The 14685-nt window shown below is 65.5% G+C and carries 12 protein-coding genes and 1 pseudogene; 7 read left to right on the forward strand and 6 right to left on the reverse strand.

Features of this window, described 5'->3' with window-relative positions:
* A partial coding sequence (locus A5707_RS02165; protein ID WP_197495221.1) for a DUF3068 domain-containing protein occupies positions 1 to 781 on the reverse strand: 781 nt, incomplete at its 3' end.
* Positions 782 to 874: 93 nt separating this feature from the next.
* Here A5707_RS02165 and A5707_RS02170 point away from each other — a divergent pair.
* Entirely contained in the window at positions 875 to 2098 is a 1224-nt protein-coding gene (locus A5707_RS02170) for an acyltransferase family protein (RefSeq protein ID WP_082969199.1), read from the forward strand.
* On the opposite strand, the gene A5707_RS02175 is transcribed toward A5707_RS02170, so the two are convergent.
* Complete coding sequence (locus A5707_RS02175; RefSeq protein ID WP_082969200.1) at positions 2064 to 3536, reverse strand: AMP-binding protein; 1473 nt, start codon at positions 3534 to 3536, stop codon at positions 2064 to 2066. The genes A5707_RS02170 and A5707_RS02175 overlap by 35 nt on opposite strands.
* Before the next feature lie 10 nt (positions 3537 to 3546).
* On the reverse strand, positions 3547 to 4527 hold the full coding sequence (locus A5707_RS02180; protein WP_065012889.1) for a phosphotriesterase: 981 nt from the start codon (positions 4525 to 4527) through the stop codon (positions 3547 to 3549).
* Between the two features lie 124 nt (positions 4528 to 4651).
* Between A5707_RS02180 and A5707_RS02185 the strand changes: the two genes are divergently transcribed.
* On the forward strand, positions 4652 to 5335 hold the full coding sequence (locus tag A5707_RS02185; protein WP_065012890.1) for a TetR/AcrR family transcriptional regulator: 684 nt from the start codon (positions 4652 to 4654) through the stop codon (positions 5333 to 5335).
* Complete coding sequence (locus tag A5707_RS02190) at positions 5332 to 6270, forward strand: R2-like ligand-binding oxidase (RefSeq protein ID WP_065012891.1); 939 nt, start codon at positions 5332 to 5334, stop codon at positions 6268 to 6270. The genes A5707_RS02185 and A5707_RS02190 overlap by 4 nt, the downstream gene beginning before the upstream one ends.
* Positions 6271 to 6359: 89 nt before the next feature.
* On the opposite strand, the gene A5707_RS02195 is transcribed toward A5707_RS02190, so the two are convergent.
* A complete protein-coding gene (locus A5707_RS02195; RefSeq protein ID WP_065012897.1) occupies positions 6360 to 7775 on the reverse strand; it encodes an NADP-dependent succinic semialdehyde dehydrogenase in 1416 nt (471 codons plus the stop codon).
* Positions 7776 to 7830: 55 nt separating this feature from the next.
* Here A5707_RS02195 and A5707_RS02200 point away from each other — a divergent pair, with 55 nt between their 5' ends.
* Both A5707_RS02200 and A5707_RS02205 read left to right on the forward strand, forming a co-directional pair.
* Positions 7831 to 9489: an acetolactate synthase large subunit gene (locus A5707_RS02200; RefSeq protein ID WP_269455128.1), complete on the forward strand. Its 1659-nt coding sequence runs from the start codon at positions 7831 to 7833 to the stop codon at positions 9487 to 9489.
* A gap of 89 nt (positions 9490 to 9578) precedes the next feature.
* On the forward strand, positions 9579 to 10547 hold the full coding sequence (locus A5707_RS02205; RefSeq protein ID WP_065012892.1) for a hypothetical protein: 969 nt from the start codon (positions 9579 to 9581) through the stop codon (positions 10545 to 10547).
* Here A5707_RS02205 and A5707_RS02210 read toward each other — a convergent pair.
* On the reverse strand, positions 10517 to 11977 hold the full coding sequence (locus A5707_RS02210; protein WP_065012893.1) for a sugar porter family MFS transporter: 1461 nt from the start codon (positions 11975 to 11977) through the stop codon (positions 10517 to 10519). The two genes, A5707_RS02205 and A5707_RS02210, sit on opposite strands and share 31 nt — an antisense overlap.
* Before the next feature lie 200 nt (positions 11978 to 12177).
* Between A5707_RS02210 and A5707_RS02215 the strand changes: the two genes are divergently transcribed.
* On the forward strand, positions 12178 to 12666 hold the full coding sequence (locus A5707_RS02215; protein ID WP_065012894.1) for a hypothetical protein: 489 nt from the start codon (positions 12178 to 12180) through the stop codon (positions 12664 to 12666).
* Here the strand turns inward: A5707_RS02215 and A5707_RS02220 are convergent.
* Positions 12632 to 14104 carry a lipase maturation factor family protein gene (locus A5707_RS02220; RefSeq protein ID WP_065012895.1) on the reverse strand — a complete coding sequence of 491 codons (1473 nt, stop codon included), beginning with the start codon at positions 14102 to 14104 and terminating at the stop codon, positions 12632 to 12634. The genes A5707_RS02215 and A5707_RS02220 overlap by 35 nt on opposite strands.
* Before the next feature lie 505 nt (positions 14105 to 14609).
* On the opposite strand from A5707_RS02220, the pseudogene A5707_RS24900 reads away from it, so the two are divergent.
* Positions 14610 to 14685: pseudogene (locus A5707_RS24900) on the forward strand (hypothetical protein); the annotation flags it as partial.

The raw sequence follows: 14685 nt of genomic DNA on the forward strand, positions 1-14685 counted from the left end.
AGGTCCGCTGCGCCGCGTAATAGCGGGTCATGGTGACCTTCTCGTCGGGGTCGCCTTCAATTCCCCACCTGCCGGCGGTTTCGGAAGCCTTGCTGTCCTCGTCGTGGGCATACAGCGAGGGGTATTTGACCGGATCGACCAACTTGCCGTCGGCGTCGTAGCCGACGTTCTGGGTGAACCGGTAGGTGGTCAGGCCGTTGACGTCTTCCTCACCGGAGTAGTTGGCGTCGAACGCCTTCTGCGCGATCGGGTCGAAGTAGGGATACGTCTGCTTTTCGGTGTGGAACGGGAACCGGTAGGACAGCCCCTCATGCGGTAGCGCGATGTTGGTGGGCGGGCTTTCGTCATTGACGCTGCGCGGCTTCTGCACTGCGCCACCCGGATGGGTCTCGTCGGAGACCGCCTCCGCGGTTTTGCGATTCACGGTGACGGTGTCGACGATCGCCAGCAGCAGCCCGCTGTCCTTTTGCCTGTCGGTGCGCCGAACCGAGGTACCCACCTGCAGGGTGACCACATCGGCGTTGGCCGGCGATTCGACGCTGATCTGCTGCTGGGATACCAGCGGAACATTCTGGTCGACGACGACGCGCTCGCTGGACAACGATCCCGAGTCGATGGCGGCTCCGCTGCCGTCGCTGACCAGGGTGGTGTCCAGATCGAGCGGGATTTTGCTGACCCTGCTGGCCGTATAGGTCCACAACAGCAGCGCGGCGATCAGCAGGGCGGCGCCGAGACCCATGATTCCGCACGCGGCGATCCGCAACATGACTGCTCGGTTCACTCGCCGTGACCTCCTTCTGGAGTGACTGGGCCCCGTCCTGGTGGCGACACAAAACCCAGTTGACCCTAACAGCAAGATTTAAGGCCGAGGTGTATGCGCTCTGGCGGCGCCCTTCTGGATGTACCCACTTCGCTGCGCAATGCCTCACGGCACACTGTCCTCATGGACCAGAGCGACGCGGTAGGCGGCACGCGCCGGTTCCTGCCGGCCGTCGAGGGCATGCGTGCCTGTGCGGCCATCGGCGTCGTCATCACCCATGTCGCGTTCCAGACCGGGCACTCCAGCGGGGTCGACGGCCGGCTGTTCGGGCGCTTCGACCTGGCGGTTGCGGTGTTCTTCGCGTTGTCGGGTTTCCTGCTGTGGCGCGGGCATGCCGCGGCGGCGCGCGGCTTGGGATCCCGCCCGTCGACCGGTCACTATCTGCGATCACGGGTGGTCCGCATCATGCCCGCATATGTGGTGGCCGTAGTAGTGATCTTGACCTTGCTGCCCGACGCCGACCACCCGAGTCTTACCGTGTGGCTGGCCAATCTGTCACTCACCCAGGTCTATGTGCCGCTGACGCTGACTGCCGGGCTGACCCAGATGTGGAGCCTGTCGGTGGAGGTCACCTTCTATCTGGCGTTGCCGATCCTTGCCTTGCTGGCCGGCCGGTTGCCGGTTCGGGCGCGGGTGCCGGTGATCGCGGGTCTGGGAATCGCCAGCTGGTTTTGGGGCTGGATCCCATACCACGCGCCCGCCGGGCTCAACCCGCTGAACTGGCCGCCGGCCTTCTTCTCGTGGTTCGCCGCCGGCATGCTGCTCGCGGAGTGGGTCTATAGCCCAGCCGCGCTGCCGCATCGGTTGGCGCGACGCCGGGTGCTGATGGCCGTGGTCGCGGTGACGGCTTATCTGGTGGCCTCCTCGCCGCTGGCCGGACCGGCGGGGCTGACGCCGAGCACCGCGGGCCAGTTCGCGGTGAAGACAGCGATGGGCGCGTTGCTGGCGGCCGCTTTGGTCGCGCCGTTGGTGTTGGACCGGCCCGACACCAGCCATCGGATTCTGGCGACCGCGCCCATGGTGACGCTGGGGCGCTGGTCCTACGGGATATTTATCTGGCACTTGGCGGCGCTGACCATAGTGTTCCCGGTGATCGGCGAGTTCTCGTTCCGGGGGCACATGCCGCTGGTGCTGGTGCTGACGTTGATCTTTGCGATCGCGATCGCCGCCGTGAGTTATGCATTGGTCGAGTCACCGTGCCGGGAAGCGTTGCGGCAGTGGGAAATCCAACGACAAGAGGCGGTCAGCTCGCGCCAAGAGGACGCAATCGCGCCATGACCGCGTCGCGCACCGCTGTGCGTCGAGCTTTGCCGGCGTCGTCGCGCAGTGGGGTGTCGACGAATTCGACACTGCGCGGCACTTTGTAGGCCGCGATGCGTTCGGCCAGAAATGCGCGCACGCCGTCCTCGTCGAGGGTCGAGTCGGCGGTTGTCTGCACCAGGGCGTGCGGCACCTGGCCCAGATCTTCATGGGGTATGCCAACCACCAAGCAGGACAACACATCCGGATTCGCAGACAGTGCCCCCTCGATCTCGGCGGGATAGACGTTGCGCCCGCCGACGGTGAACATGTCGACGCGACGGTCGGACAGATAGAGGAACCCGTCCTCGTCGAAGTAACCCAGATCGCCCAACGAGTCCCAGCCGTCGCGGGATTTCGCGGTGACGCCGACGTAGCGGTAGGTCGGCGGGGTACCTGGGCTGGGGCGCATGTAGATCTCGCCTTCCACGCCGGGCGGGCAGGGCCGGCCGGCGTCGTCGAGCACCTTCATTTCGCCGGCCACGACGACGCCAACGGAGCCAGGGTGGGTCAGCCACTGATCGCCGGAGATGAAGGTCAGCGCCTGAAGTTCGGTGCCGCCGTAGAGTTCCCAGACCACCTCGGGACCGAGGATGTCGATCCAGGCCTGCTTGATCGCCGGCGGGCACGGCGCGCCTAAATGCCAGAACCGCCGGATCGACGTCAGGTCGTAGGCATCCGGGTCGGCGCGGTAGACCGGCAGCAGCCGCTGCATGATGGTCGGCACGGTGGTCAGGAAGGTGACCCGGTGATCCGTGAGCAGCCGCAGGTACTCCTGCGGTTCGAATCGGCTCATCAGCACCAGGTGATGGCGCATCAGCAACGCGATTGTCGCGGTGGTGAAGCCAGTGTTGTGGCTCAGCGGTATCGCCAGCAGGGTGGTATCGCCCTCTTGCGCGCCCAGTGGATAGCCGATGATGGCCGGTATCCGGCTGTCGCCGCCGGCTTCGATGAGCTTGGGCCGGCCGGTGCTGCCGCCCGAACCCATCGCTTTCCATACCGGCGAGACCGCTTCGGGCAATGCGGCGTCGGACAATGCCGAGTCTGGAATGAAACCTGCTGGCACACTTGGCAAATCGGGATGGTCGCGACCCACCAGCAAGGCGGGCGGTCGCAAGTCCAGCAAGCCCTGCAATTCCGCGGCCGGCAGCCGTGCGGACAGCGGTTGCGGCACGGCGCCCAGCTTCCAGCACGCCACCGTGGCCTGGATCCATTCGATCGAGTTGGGCAGCACGATCGTCACGTAGTCACCGAGACCCACCCCGCGCTCGGCATACGCGCGCGCTAGCCGGTTGGTCGACGTGTCGAGTTCGGCGCGGGTGATCGTGCGCCCGTCGCAGGTAACGGCCGGTTCGTCAGGAGCCAACTGGGCCAGCTGTGAGATCTGGGTGCCGATCGGGGGGACGGGCTCTGGGATCATCCCAGCCTCACTCATAGCCGCCCTGTCGTTCGAAGATGCGGCGCGGGTTGTCGACGAGCATGGTGTGCAACTGTTCGTCGGTGACGCCGCGCTGCTTCAGCGCCGGGATCACGTCGTTGTGGATGTGCAGGTAGTGCCAGTTCGGCGCCATTTGCGGCACCAGGGCTTCGGGCAGCGCGTCGAAGTAGCAGTTGGCGTCGTGGGAGAGCACCATCTTGTCGGCGTGCCCGCGTTCGCACATCGTCGCCACGATGCCCACGCGCTCCTCGAAGGGCAGGATCACGTCGATGCCGAAGCGGTCCATCCCCAGATATGAGCCCGCGGCGATGAGCTCCTCGAGGTAGCCGACGTCGGTGCTGTCGCCGGAGTGCCCGATGACCACTCGGCTCAGGTCGACGCCCTCCTCTTCGAAGATGCGTTGCTGTTCCAGGCCGCGGCGCAGCCCGGCATGCGTGTGGGTGGAGATCGGCACCCCGGTGCGTTTGTGCGCCTGGGCGACGGCGCGCAGCACGCGCTCCACACCGGGCGTGACGCCGGGTTCGTCGGTGGCGCACTTGAGGATGCCGGCCTTGATGCCGGTGTCGGCGATGCCCTGTTCGATGTCGCGGACGAACATCTCGGTCATGATCTCCGGACCGTCCAGCATTCCGCCCGGGCCCTCGTAGTGGAAGCGGAACGGCACATCGTTGTAGGTGTAAAGCCCGGTTGCGACAACGATGTTCAGTTCGGTGGCGGCGGCCACCCGCGCGATGCGTGGGATGTAGCGGCCCAGTCCAATCACGGTCAGGTCCACGATGGTGTCCACGCCGCGGGCTTTCAGCTCGTTGAGCCGGCTGATGGCGTCGGCCACCCGCTGTTCCTCGTCACCCCAGGCTTCGGGATAGTTCAGCGCGATCTCGGTGGTCATGATGAACACGTGCTCGTGCATGAGCGTGACACCGAGGTCGGCGGTATCGATCGGTCCTCGTGCGGTATTCAGTTGCGACACGCCAACGATGCTAGGGCGATAGCGCGCTGCCGTCGGGCGAATGCCCGGTAGTCACTCTTTCCCCTTGTAGAGTGACGCGCCTCACAGTAAAGTGACCAGTGGTCATCCAGGTGAGGAGGGGCCGATGCCGACGGTGACGTGGGCCCGGGTGGACCCGGCTCGCCGGGCCGCGGTGATTGAAGCCGCTGAGGCTGAGTTCGGCGCGCACGGGTTCTCCCGCGGCAGTCTCAACGTCATCGCCCGGCGTGCCGGGGTGGCCAAGGGCAGCCTGTTTCAGTACTTCGCCGACAAGCGCGACCTCTACGCGTTCATCGCCGACGTCGGCAGCCAGCGCGTGCGCGCCTACATGGAGGGTCGCATCCGCGAATTAGACGCCAGCAGACCGTTTTTCGACTTTCTCACCGATCTGCTCGATGACTGGGTCAAATATTTCGCCGATCATCCCCGGGAGCGCTCCCTGCATGCCGCGGCGAGCTTGGAGGTCGACACCGACGCCCGCATCAGCGTGCGATCCGTGATCCACCGCCACTACTTGGAGGTGCTGAGGCCGTTAGTGCGCGATGCGCACGCCCGCGGCGATCTGCGCCCCGATTCGGATACCGAAGCGTTGTTGTCGCTGCTGTTGCTGATCTTTCCGCATCTGGCGCTGGCGCCCTATGTGCGCGGGATGGATCCGATCCTCGGGCTCGACGAACCCACACCCGAACAGCCCGCGCTGGCCGTGCGCCGGCTCGTTGCCGTGTTGGCGGCCGCATTCTCCGGGCTGCCGCATGCCCACCGGAGTGAACTGAAGGAGGTCAACTCATGACACGGACACGCTACGGCTCGCTCGGTGCGGGCGGGCTCAACTGGAACAGTCTGCCGCTCAAGCTTTTTGCCGGCGGCAACGCGAAGTTCTGGAGTCCCGCCGATATCGACTTCTCCCGCGACCGTGCGGACTGGGAGGCGTTGACCGACCGGGAACGCGATCAAGCCACCCGGCTGTGCGCCCAGTTCATCGCGGGCGAGGAAGCCGTCACCCAAGACATCCAGCCGTTCATGGCCGCCATGCGCAGCGAAGGCCGATTGGGCGACGAGATGTACCTGACCCAGTTCGCGTTCGAGGAAGCCAAACACACCCAGGTGTTCCGCATGTGGCTCGACGCCGTCGGGATCCAAGACGACCTGCACAGTTTCCTCGACGAACTTCCGGCCTATGGGCAGATGTTCAACGAGGAACTGCCCGCATCGCTGGACGCGCTATCGCGCGATGCCTCACCGGCTGCCCAGGTTCGGGCCTCGGTGACCTACAACCACATCGTCGAGGGCATGTTGGCGCTGACCGGCTACCACGCCTGGCACAAGATCTGCGTCGAGCGGGGCATCCTGCCTGGCATGCAGGCACTGGTTCGGCATATCGGCGACGACGAGCGGCGCCACATGGCATGGGGCACCTTCACGTGCCGACGCCACGTCGCCGCCGACGACGCCAACTGGACGGTGTTCGAAACGCGGATGAACGAGCTCATGCCCCTGGCCCTGCGTCTGACCGAAGAGGGTTTTGCGATCTACGGCGACGACGTCCCCTTCGGTCTGTCGCCCGAGGAGTTCGTGGCCTACGCCAGCGACAAGGGGATGCGACGGTTCGGCACCATCAGCAGTGCCCGCGGCCGGCCCGTCGAAGAAATCGACCTGGACTACTCGCCGGTCGACCTGGAGGACAGCTTCGCCGACGAGGACAGAAAGGCTCTCGCCGCCGTCTAACAGCGGGTGCACTGTCGCCGAGATCGACGCCAGCGCGGAAAAACGCGCCGATTTGCGCTCTAACGTCGATCTCGGCGCAACCCAGGGCGCTACTCGACCTTTTTGCCGCCACCCGAGTCGCCGGTGTCCGGCGATCCGATCCACACGGTTTTGGCGTTGCAGAATTCGCGGATGCCCATGCTCGCGAGCTCGCGGCCGTAGCCCGAACGCTTGACCCCACCGAAGGCCAGCTCGGGGTAGGACACCGTCATCCCATTGATAAACACCTGGCCGGCTTCGATGTCGTCGATGAACCGCTGCTGCTCGGCCTCGTCGCGCGTCCAGGCATTGGACCCCAGCCCGAAGGTGGTGGCGTTGGCAATCTCGATCGCCTCGTCGATATCGGCGACGCGATACACCGATGCCACCGGCCCGAACACCTCTTCGTAGAAAAGCGGCATGTCGCGGGTGATGTCGGTGATCACTGTCGGTGGATAGAACCAACCGGGGCCGTCGACCCGCTTGCCGCCGCAGCGGATCACCGCGCCGGCCGCCGCCGCCTCGTCGACCAGCTTTTCCACGTCGGCGCGGCCGGATTCGGTGGCCAGCGGACCGACGTCGGTGTCGGGGTCGGTCGGGTCACCAACCCGCAGCGCGGCCATCTTTTCGACGAACTTGTCCACGAACTCGTCGTAGATGTCGGCGTGTGCGATGAAGCGTTTCGCGGCGATGCAGGATTGGCCGTTGTTCTGCACCCGCGCGGTGACCGCGGTGCTGACCGCCGCGTCGAGGTCGGCCGACGGCATCACGATGAACGGGTCGCTGCCGCCAAGCTCGAGCACCGTGGGCTTGATCTCGTCGCCAGCAATGGCGGCCACCGATTGGCCGGCCGGTTCGCTGCCGGTCAACGTGGCCGCCGCGACTCGCGGGTCGCGCAGGATGTCTTCCACGGCGCTCGACGGGACGAGCAACGTCTGGAAACAGCCGTCCGGAAACCCGCCCCGCGCGATCACGTCGGAGAGGTAGAGGGCGGTTTGCGGCACGTTGGAGGCGTGCTTGAGGATGCCGACGTTGCCGGCCATCAGCGCCGGCGCAGCGAACCGCACAGCCTGCCACAGCGGGAAGTTCCACGGCATCACCGCCAGCACCACCCCAAGCGGCTGATACCGCGTATATGCCTTGGCCGCATCCACCGCGGCGGCGTCGGCCGGCTCGTCGGCCAAAAACCGCTCCGCATGCTCAGCATAGAACCGAAACCCCTTGGCGCACTTGAGCACTTCGGCTTTCGCGGATGCCAGCGTCTTGCCCATCTCCAGGGTCATCATCGCCGCGACCTCGTCGGCTTCGGCCTCCAGTAGATCGGCGGTGGCATTCGTCCAGCCGACGCGCTCGGCGTAGCTGGTGCGCCGGTAGTCGACAAAGCGGTCATGGGCACGGGCGATCGCGGCGTCGATCTCCTCAGCGGTAGCGGGCGTGAAGGTTTTGACTGTCTCTCCGGTAGCCGGGTTGATCGTGGCGATGGACACGCTGACTTCCTCTGCTGGCTGGTCTGGCGGAATGTTCACCATCCAGCCTGCCACTATGGTGGCGCTTGTGAGTACCGCCGCTGAGCTGATGGTGAAGTGCCTGGAAAACGAGGGTGTGGCGGTGGTCTTCGGGCTGCCCGGCGAGGAGAACATCCGGTTCGTCCGAGCTTTGGCTGGATCCGATATCCGCTATGTGCTCACCCGCCACGAGCAGGCGGCGGCGTTCATGGCCGAAATGTACGGCCGGGTTACCGGTCGCGCGGCCGTCGTGTCCGCGACGCTGGGTCCCGGCGCGATCAACATGCAGCTCGGGGTGGCCGACGCCACCACCAACAGCACGCCGTTGGTCGCGATTTCGGCCCAGGTCGGCCAGGACCGCCAGTTCAAGGAGTCCCACCAGTACGTCGACCTGGTCTCGATGTTCACCCCGATCACCCGGTGGGCCGACAGCGTTCCCACTGCGCGCGCAATACCGGAGATGTTCCGCAAGGCGTTCAAGGTCGCCCAGACCGAGCGTCCGGCCGCGGTCTACCTGGCCGTGCCCGAGCACATCGACGTCGACGAGACCGACTACGACTTGGCTCCGCTGCCCCGCAACGTGGTCCGGGCCGAGGCGCCGGCGGCCGCGCAGGTGGCCCGCGCCGTCGAAATCCTGCGCACGGCGCAGCGGCCAGTGGTGCTAGCCGGGCACGGCGCCGCACGTAACGACGCAACCGTCGCGCTGGTCCGGTTCTCCGACGAGCTAGCCATCCCGGTCGCCAACACCTTCCACGGCAAGGGCGTGATGCCCGATGACCATCCCAACGCCATCGGGACGATGGGGTTCATGGCCCATGACTACGTCAACTTCGGCTTCGACAACGCCGATGTCGTCATCGCGGTCGGCTACGAGCTGCAGGAGTTCGATCCGGTCCAGATCAACCCCAACGCCGACAAGAAGATCATCCATGTGCATCGCTTCCCCGCCGAGGTCGACGTCCACTATTCGGTTGACGTCGGCATTATCGGGGACATCAGCGCGTCGGTGAACGCACTGACCGACGCATTGGCGGGGCAGCGCTTCACCACCGACGCCACCGCGCCGGGATGCAACCTGTTGACGGAGGAATTTGCTCGCGGACAACAGGATTCGCGGTTTCCGCTGGCGCCGCAGCGGGTGGTGGCCGATACCCGCGCGGCGCTGGGCCGCAGCGACATTGTGCTCGTCGACACCGGCGCCACCAAGATGTGGATGGCCCGGCTGTACCCGACGTACCAACGGAACACCTGTCTGATCTCGAATGGCTTGTCCACCATGTCTTTTGCGTTGCCCGGAGCTCTCGGAGTCAAGCTGGCGCGGCCGGAGTCCAAAGTGTTGGCCGTCGTCGGGGACGGCGCGTTCCTGATGAACTCTCAGGAAATCGAGACCGCGGTGCGGGAGCGGATCCCGCTGGTGGTGCTGATCTGGGACGACGGCGGCTACGGGCTCATCGAATGGAAGATGGACCTCGAACTCGGCGACCACTACTACGTCAAATTCGGCAATCCCGATGTGGTCAGTTACGCCGAAAGCTTCGGCGCAAAGGGTTATCGCATCAACAGCGCCGACGAGTTGTTGCCGACGCTGAAAACCGCTCTCGACGACGACGGTGTGTCGCTGATTTCCTGTCCGGTCGACTACTCGGAGAACCTGCGGTTGACCGACCGGCTCGGCCAGCTGGACACCACGCTGTGACGGCGCGACTTAGCTTCGCCCGTAATGCACGTCGCCGGGCGTAGGCTCCGGCCAAGCCAGCCTCAACACGCCGACAGGGGAAATACCAGATGCGCTTCAACCCGCCGCCCAACTGGCCGCCGGTTCCGCCAGGCTGGGCGCCGGACAGCAACTGGGTGCCGGATCCGTCGTTGCCGCCACCGCCGCCCGGCTGGCCGTTGTGGGTCGACGATGCGGCGCCGCAGTATCCGTCTCAGTTCGCTGTCGAGTACCCAGCCCAATTCCCGCCCATGTATCCGCTGCCATGGCCCCCAGCAACCAGGTCCAAAGGGCGCCTTTCGCTCTGGGCGTCGGTGGCCGCGGTCGCTGTCGTGGTCATCGCGGTTGTTGTTGCGGTAGTCGTGTTTGGGCAGGGCGGCGGAACAACTTCCGCGGGCGATGAGAAACCGTCCAGGAAGCCCGACATCACCCAACTGACCCAAAACCTTCTGGTTGGCAAATCGGCGTTCCCCGATCCCGGTGGCCCCACTACCTGGCGCAGCGGACTCAGCGAGACGGGGCCGAAGCGGCGCGGTCCGTCGGATCTGACGATCAATCCTCGGGAATGCGCGAACTTGTATGGCAACCCGGAATCGGCCACCCAAGCTGCGGCGGCCACGCTCGCCGGTGCCGGGCCCAGCGGTATGCGCATGGTGGAAGTGCACCTGGCCATCACTCCGGACAAGTTGAGCTTGAAGGATTTTCTGCAGAAATGCCGCACCTTTACGGCGTCGTTCGAGGCGCCGGGGCACACCATCACTCTCGAGACCCAGGTCGACCCGCTTGATGCGTCGGGCGTACCGCCGTGGGCGGTCGGTGCGGTGATGAAAAGCTCCACCGCGGCTACTGCCGGCATCCCCGGCACAATGACGATGGCGGCCGCCACCATCTCGGGCTATTACCGCGGCGTCTTCGTCGTCGCTGCCTACAACGCGCTCAATCCCCGGTCGACGGGCAGCGCCTCAATCGACCCCGACGCGGCCAACAACGTGGTGAAGCTGTTCAACGCTCAGGTCGAAAAGCTGGAAGCCGCACCGTAATTGAGCGGTGGGGGATCTACCGCGCAACGGGCAGCGAAACTTTCACCGCCGGTGATCCAGAAATGCCGGATGTCCTCCAGCTGCCTGCCCTTGGTCTCGGGCGCAAACCGGTAAACGAAGATGAAGCTGAATTGCGCCAGCACGCCGAAGATCGCGAACGTGACTGCGCCGCCGACCGAAGTTAACAGTGTGAGGAAGACGGCAACGACTATCGCGTTGGCTGCAAGGTTCGCGGTGTGCATCGCCGCCGAGCCAATCGACCGCAGCCGCGACGGCAAACTCTCACCCGCATACACGCATGCCAACGGGCCAAAGCCGACATTGAAGCCCAGCGTGAACAGCAGCACGCCGAAAAACCCGAGTACCGCAAGAGCGTCGCTAGAGCCACCGCCCAACGCGAAAAAGCCGACCAGCAGGAGGTTGGCCGCGATCATCATGCCGATTCCAGATAGCAGAAGCGGCCGTCGGCCGACCCGGTCGACGAGCACCAGCGAAACGAATACCGCAGCCAGGGCGAAGATTTGGACGAGCGCGGGCAGCCCCAGCAGCGCGAAATTGCCGCGCATGCCCATCGCTTCGAAGAGGCGTGGGCTGTAAGAGATGATCGCGTTGATGCCGGTGATCTGCACCAGGAACCCGAGCGTGATGACGAAGACGGTCGCCCGCAAATACGGTGCTCGCGCCATCTCAGCGAGCGCACCGCTAGCTGTCTTCTCTTCTCCGAGTGCCTGGCTGATTCTGGCGAGACCAGCGTCGACGTCGGCATAGGGCTCCGCCTGTTGCAGGGCGCGCCGGGCGTCGGCAATGCGGCCTTTGCCCATGTACCACCGCGGGGTGTCGTTCACATGCCGCAACAGCCCCCACACCAGCATGGCCGGAACTGCAGCCAACCCGAGCGTCCACCGCCAGCTTTGTGCACCAGCGAGCAGGTAGGCGGCGAGATAGCCGACCACCATGCCGGTCACGTTGGCAGCCTGATATGCGACCAGCAAGGAACCCCGCACGCCGGCCGCCGTTGACTCGGCCACAAACACCGGAACCACCACATACGACGCTCCGATGGACACGCCTGCTAACAGTCGGGCCGCGACGAGGACCGAAAACGAACCCGATACCGCACCGAGTACGGCAAAGCCGGCGTAGGTGGCGACCACCAGCATCAGCGATTTTCGCCGTCCGATCGCGTTGGCCAGCGCACCGGCACCGATTGCTCCGGCCATGTCACCAACCGCGAGGGCCGTCGTCACCACTTCCTGGTGGCCTGCGGTCAGCTGGAACTCATCGGTCATGAACAGCAACGCACCGCCCACGCTGGAAACGTCGTAGCCGGAAATCAGGCCGATACTCACCGCGGTGAGACCTACCAGCAGGCTCGGTTGAGAAACCCGACTCCGGGTCACGTTGTGCGCCAGCGTGTCTGATGAATTCACGACCGACCGGTCAACTCACCGTCGGCCGGGCGCACGTCATCGAGCTGCGACGCGACGGCAGACGCCATAGTGCCGACTCCCTCCAGCCCGCCCGGGGACGTCGCAGGCCACTAACTATTCGGAGTCCTGTCGCGCATGGTTGGGTATTGAATGTCGCGGTCCGCTGTACATCTGGCGCGAGTACCAAGGAGCATTGCCCTATGCGGAGCAGAGTCGGTGCGTTGCGGATCGGGTGGGGGCTGTGGGCCGGCGCCGCGGCCGGCGCGGCGGGCACCACCGCGCTGAATGTTCTCGGTTACCTCGACATGGCGTTGCGGGGTCGGCCGGCAAGCACAACGCCTGAAGAAACCGTGAAAGCATTGGTGCGGCTGCTGCACTGGACGATCCCCGGCGCTGCCGAGGCCCAACCGAACCGCATCGTCGGCGTCGGCGCGCTTCTCGGAATTGCTGCTGGTATCGGTATCGGCGCGCTTCTCGGACTACTGCGCTCACTCGGCTGGCGCCCCGGCAAAGCAATCACCACAGTCGTCGCCACCGCTGGTGCTCTCATCGGCACCAACGGACCGATGGTCGCCCTCGGAGTGACCAACCCGCTTGACTGGGGCGTCATGGGCTGGATTGCCGATGTCGTTCCGCATCTCGGTTACGGACTCGTCACCGCGTGGGTCCTGTGCCACCTCGACGGTTAGACGGAGCCGCTACCTTGCCCAACGAGACCGGCGGAACATACTGGCCTTCCAGGCTTCGCTGCCACCAAGCCCGCTGGCGGCGCAGCTCCTGCCAGGTGGTGAAGCGGTATCGGTACAGCTGGGCGCGCACATACTTCGGCGGGCACTCGGGAAAAGGATTGTGCCGCAACAGTCTCAGCGTCGGTCGATCGTCTTGCAGCAGCCGCAGCAGCAATCCCTGCAGCCACGGATATGCGTAGCTCGGGGAGATGGCGGCGAACCACATCAACCAATCCAGCCGCAGATGGTAGGGAGCCCATTGCCGCGGCAGGCTACGAACCGCCCCCGGTTTGCCTTTGAATTCGTACTCTTCCCATACCGTCTCATCGGTGATCGTGGCGTCGTTGGTGCCCTCGATCACCACCTCCCGGCGGGTCCGTCCGACACTGCCGAACGCACCGTAGGTGTTGACCAAATGAAACGGGTTGAACGACATGTTCATCCGCTGACTCCGCGAGATCATGTTGCGCATCGGCCAGTAGCTCAACAACAGCGTGGCGACCGCGAACACGATCACCAGCACGGCGAACCAGATCGGCGGTTCGGTCAGGGCGGGCTGCTGCGGAATCGGCAGCACCGCAGCCAGCGACGACATGTCGATTGCGCTGCAGCCCAACAGGATCGTCAACCAGTTGAGCCAGGCGAAGTTTCCGGATGCCACCAGCCATAGTTGGGTGATGACGATGATCGCCGCCGCCACGCTGGCGATCGGCTGCGGCGCGAACAATCCGAACGGGACGACGAGTTGGGCGAAATGGTTGCCGGCCACCTCGATTCGGTGCAGCGGCTTGGGCAGGTGGTGAAAGAACCAGCTCAGCGGCCCAGGCATCGGCTGCGTCTCGTGGTGGTAGTACAGGCAGGTCAGGTCACGCCAGCACCGGTCGCCACGCAGTTTGATCAGCCCGGCGCCGAACTCGAGCCGAAACAGCAGCAGGCGCGCCAGCCACATCGTCAGCACCGGCGGCGCGATAGCGTCGTTCCCGAGAAAGATCGCCAGGAACCCGGTTTCGAGCAGCAGCGACTCCCAGCCGAACGAGTACCAGGTCTGCCCGACGTTGACGATCGACAGGTAGAGAACCCACAGCACCAGCCACATCAGCATCGCCGCCCAGAGCGGCACCAGGCCGGCCAGTCCGGCGACGATCGCAGCCGCCAGTGCGGCGCCGAACCAGGCAACCGCGGCAAAGAACCGGTCGGAGTAGTGAACGTGAAAAATGCTTGGCACCCGGCGAAATGACACAGCAGCCAAATACCGAGGCACCGGCAGCATCCCGTGCTCCCCGATCAGCGCCCGGAACTGTTGCGCGGCCGCGACGAACGCCAGCAGATAGACAACGGCAATACCGCGCTCCAGCACCAGCCGGCCCAACCAATATTCAGGTGCGCTGAACCATCCCATCCCCGCTGCCTCTCGAACGGTGGATGCCTATTGTCCCGCGTACCCCGCTTTCCCGTCGAGCGTGAAGTTAAGTTCACGCTCGACCGTCAGCGTGAACCCAGCTTCACGCTCGGCGCCGACGGCGAAACGGCTCGCGTCGCAGCAGCACCACAGAGGCGGCCAGCACTGCCAACGAAACCAGCGCCAGCAGTTGCACGCCGGCCGAATGTCCGGCATAACCGTCGACCGACCGCCACGGATGCCGGGACAGCATGGCACCGGCCAGAATCAGACCGCCGGCGCTCGCCCCGATCGTGACCCCATCCCGCCATCGCTGCCGATCCCGCAGCATCCACTGCGCGCCGAGTGCGACGGCGAACACCGCGACGCCCGCCGCGCCCGCGACGGCCCCGCCGACCGTGAGCAGCGCGACCGCCGCCCACTGCCCGGGAGCCCACGGACGCGCCGGCGGGTCGCCGCGGCCCGGGTCGCGGCGGGCCGGCCACAACGCCAGTAGAACCAGCAGTGGCAGCAGGGCTGGATTGTGCCGGCGGGAACCGCGGGCACTATCACGCTGACGTTTGCCCCGAACTCGGCGTACC

Origin of the sequence: Mycobacterium kyorinense, assembly GCF_001672775.1 — a bacterium.
In the GTDB taxonomy this organism is placed as follows: domain Bacteria; phylum Actinomycetota; class Actinomycetes; order Mycobacteriales; family Mycobacteriaceae; genus Mycobacterium; species Mycobacterium kyorinense_A.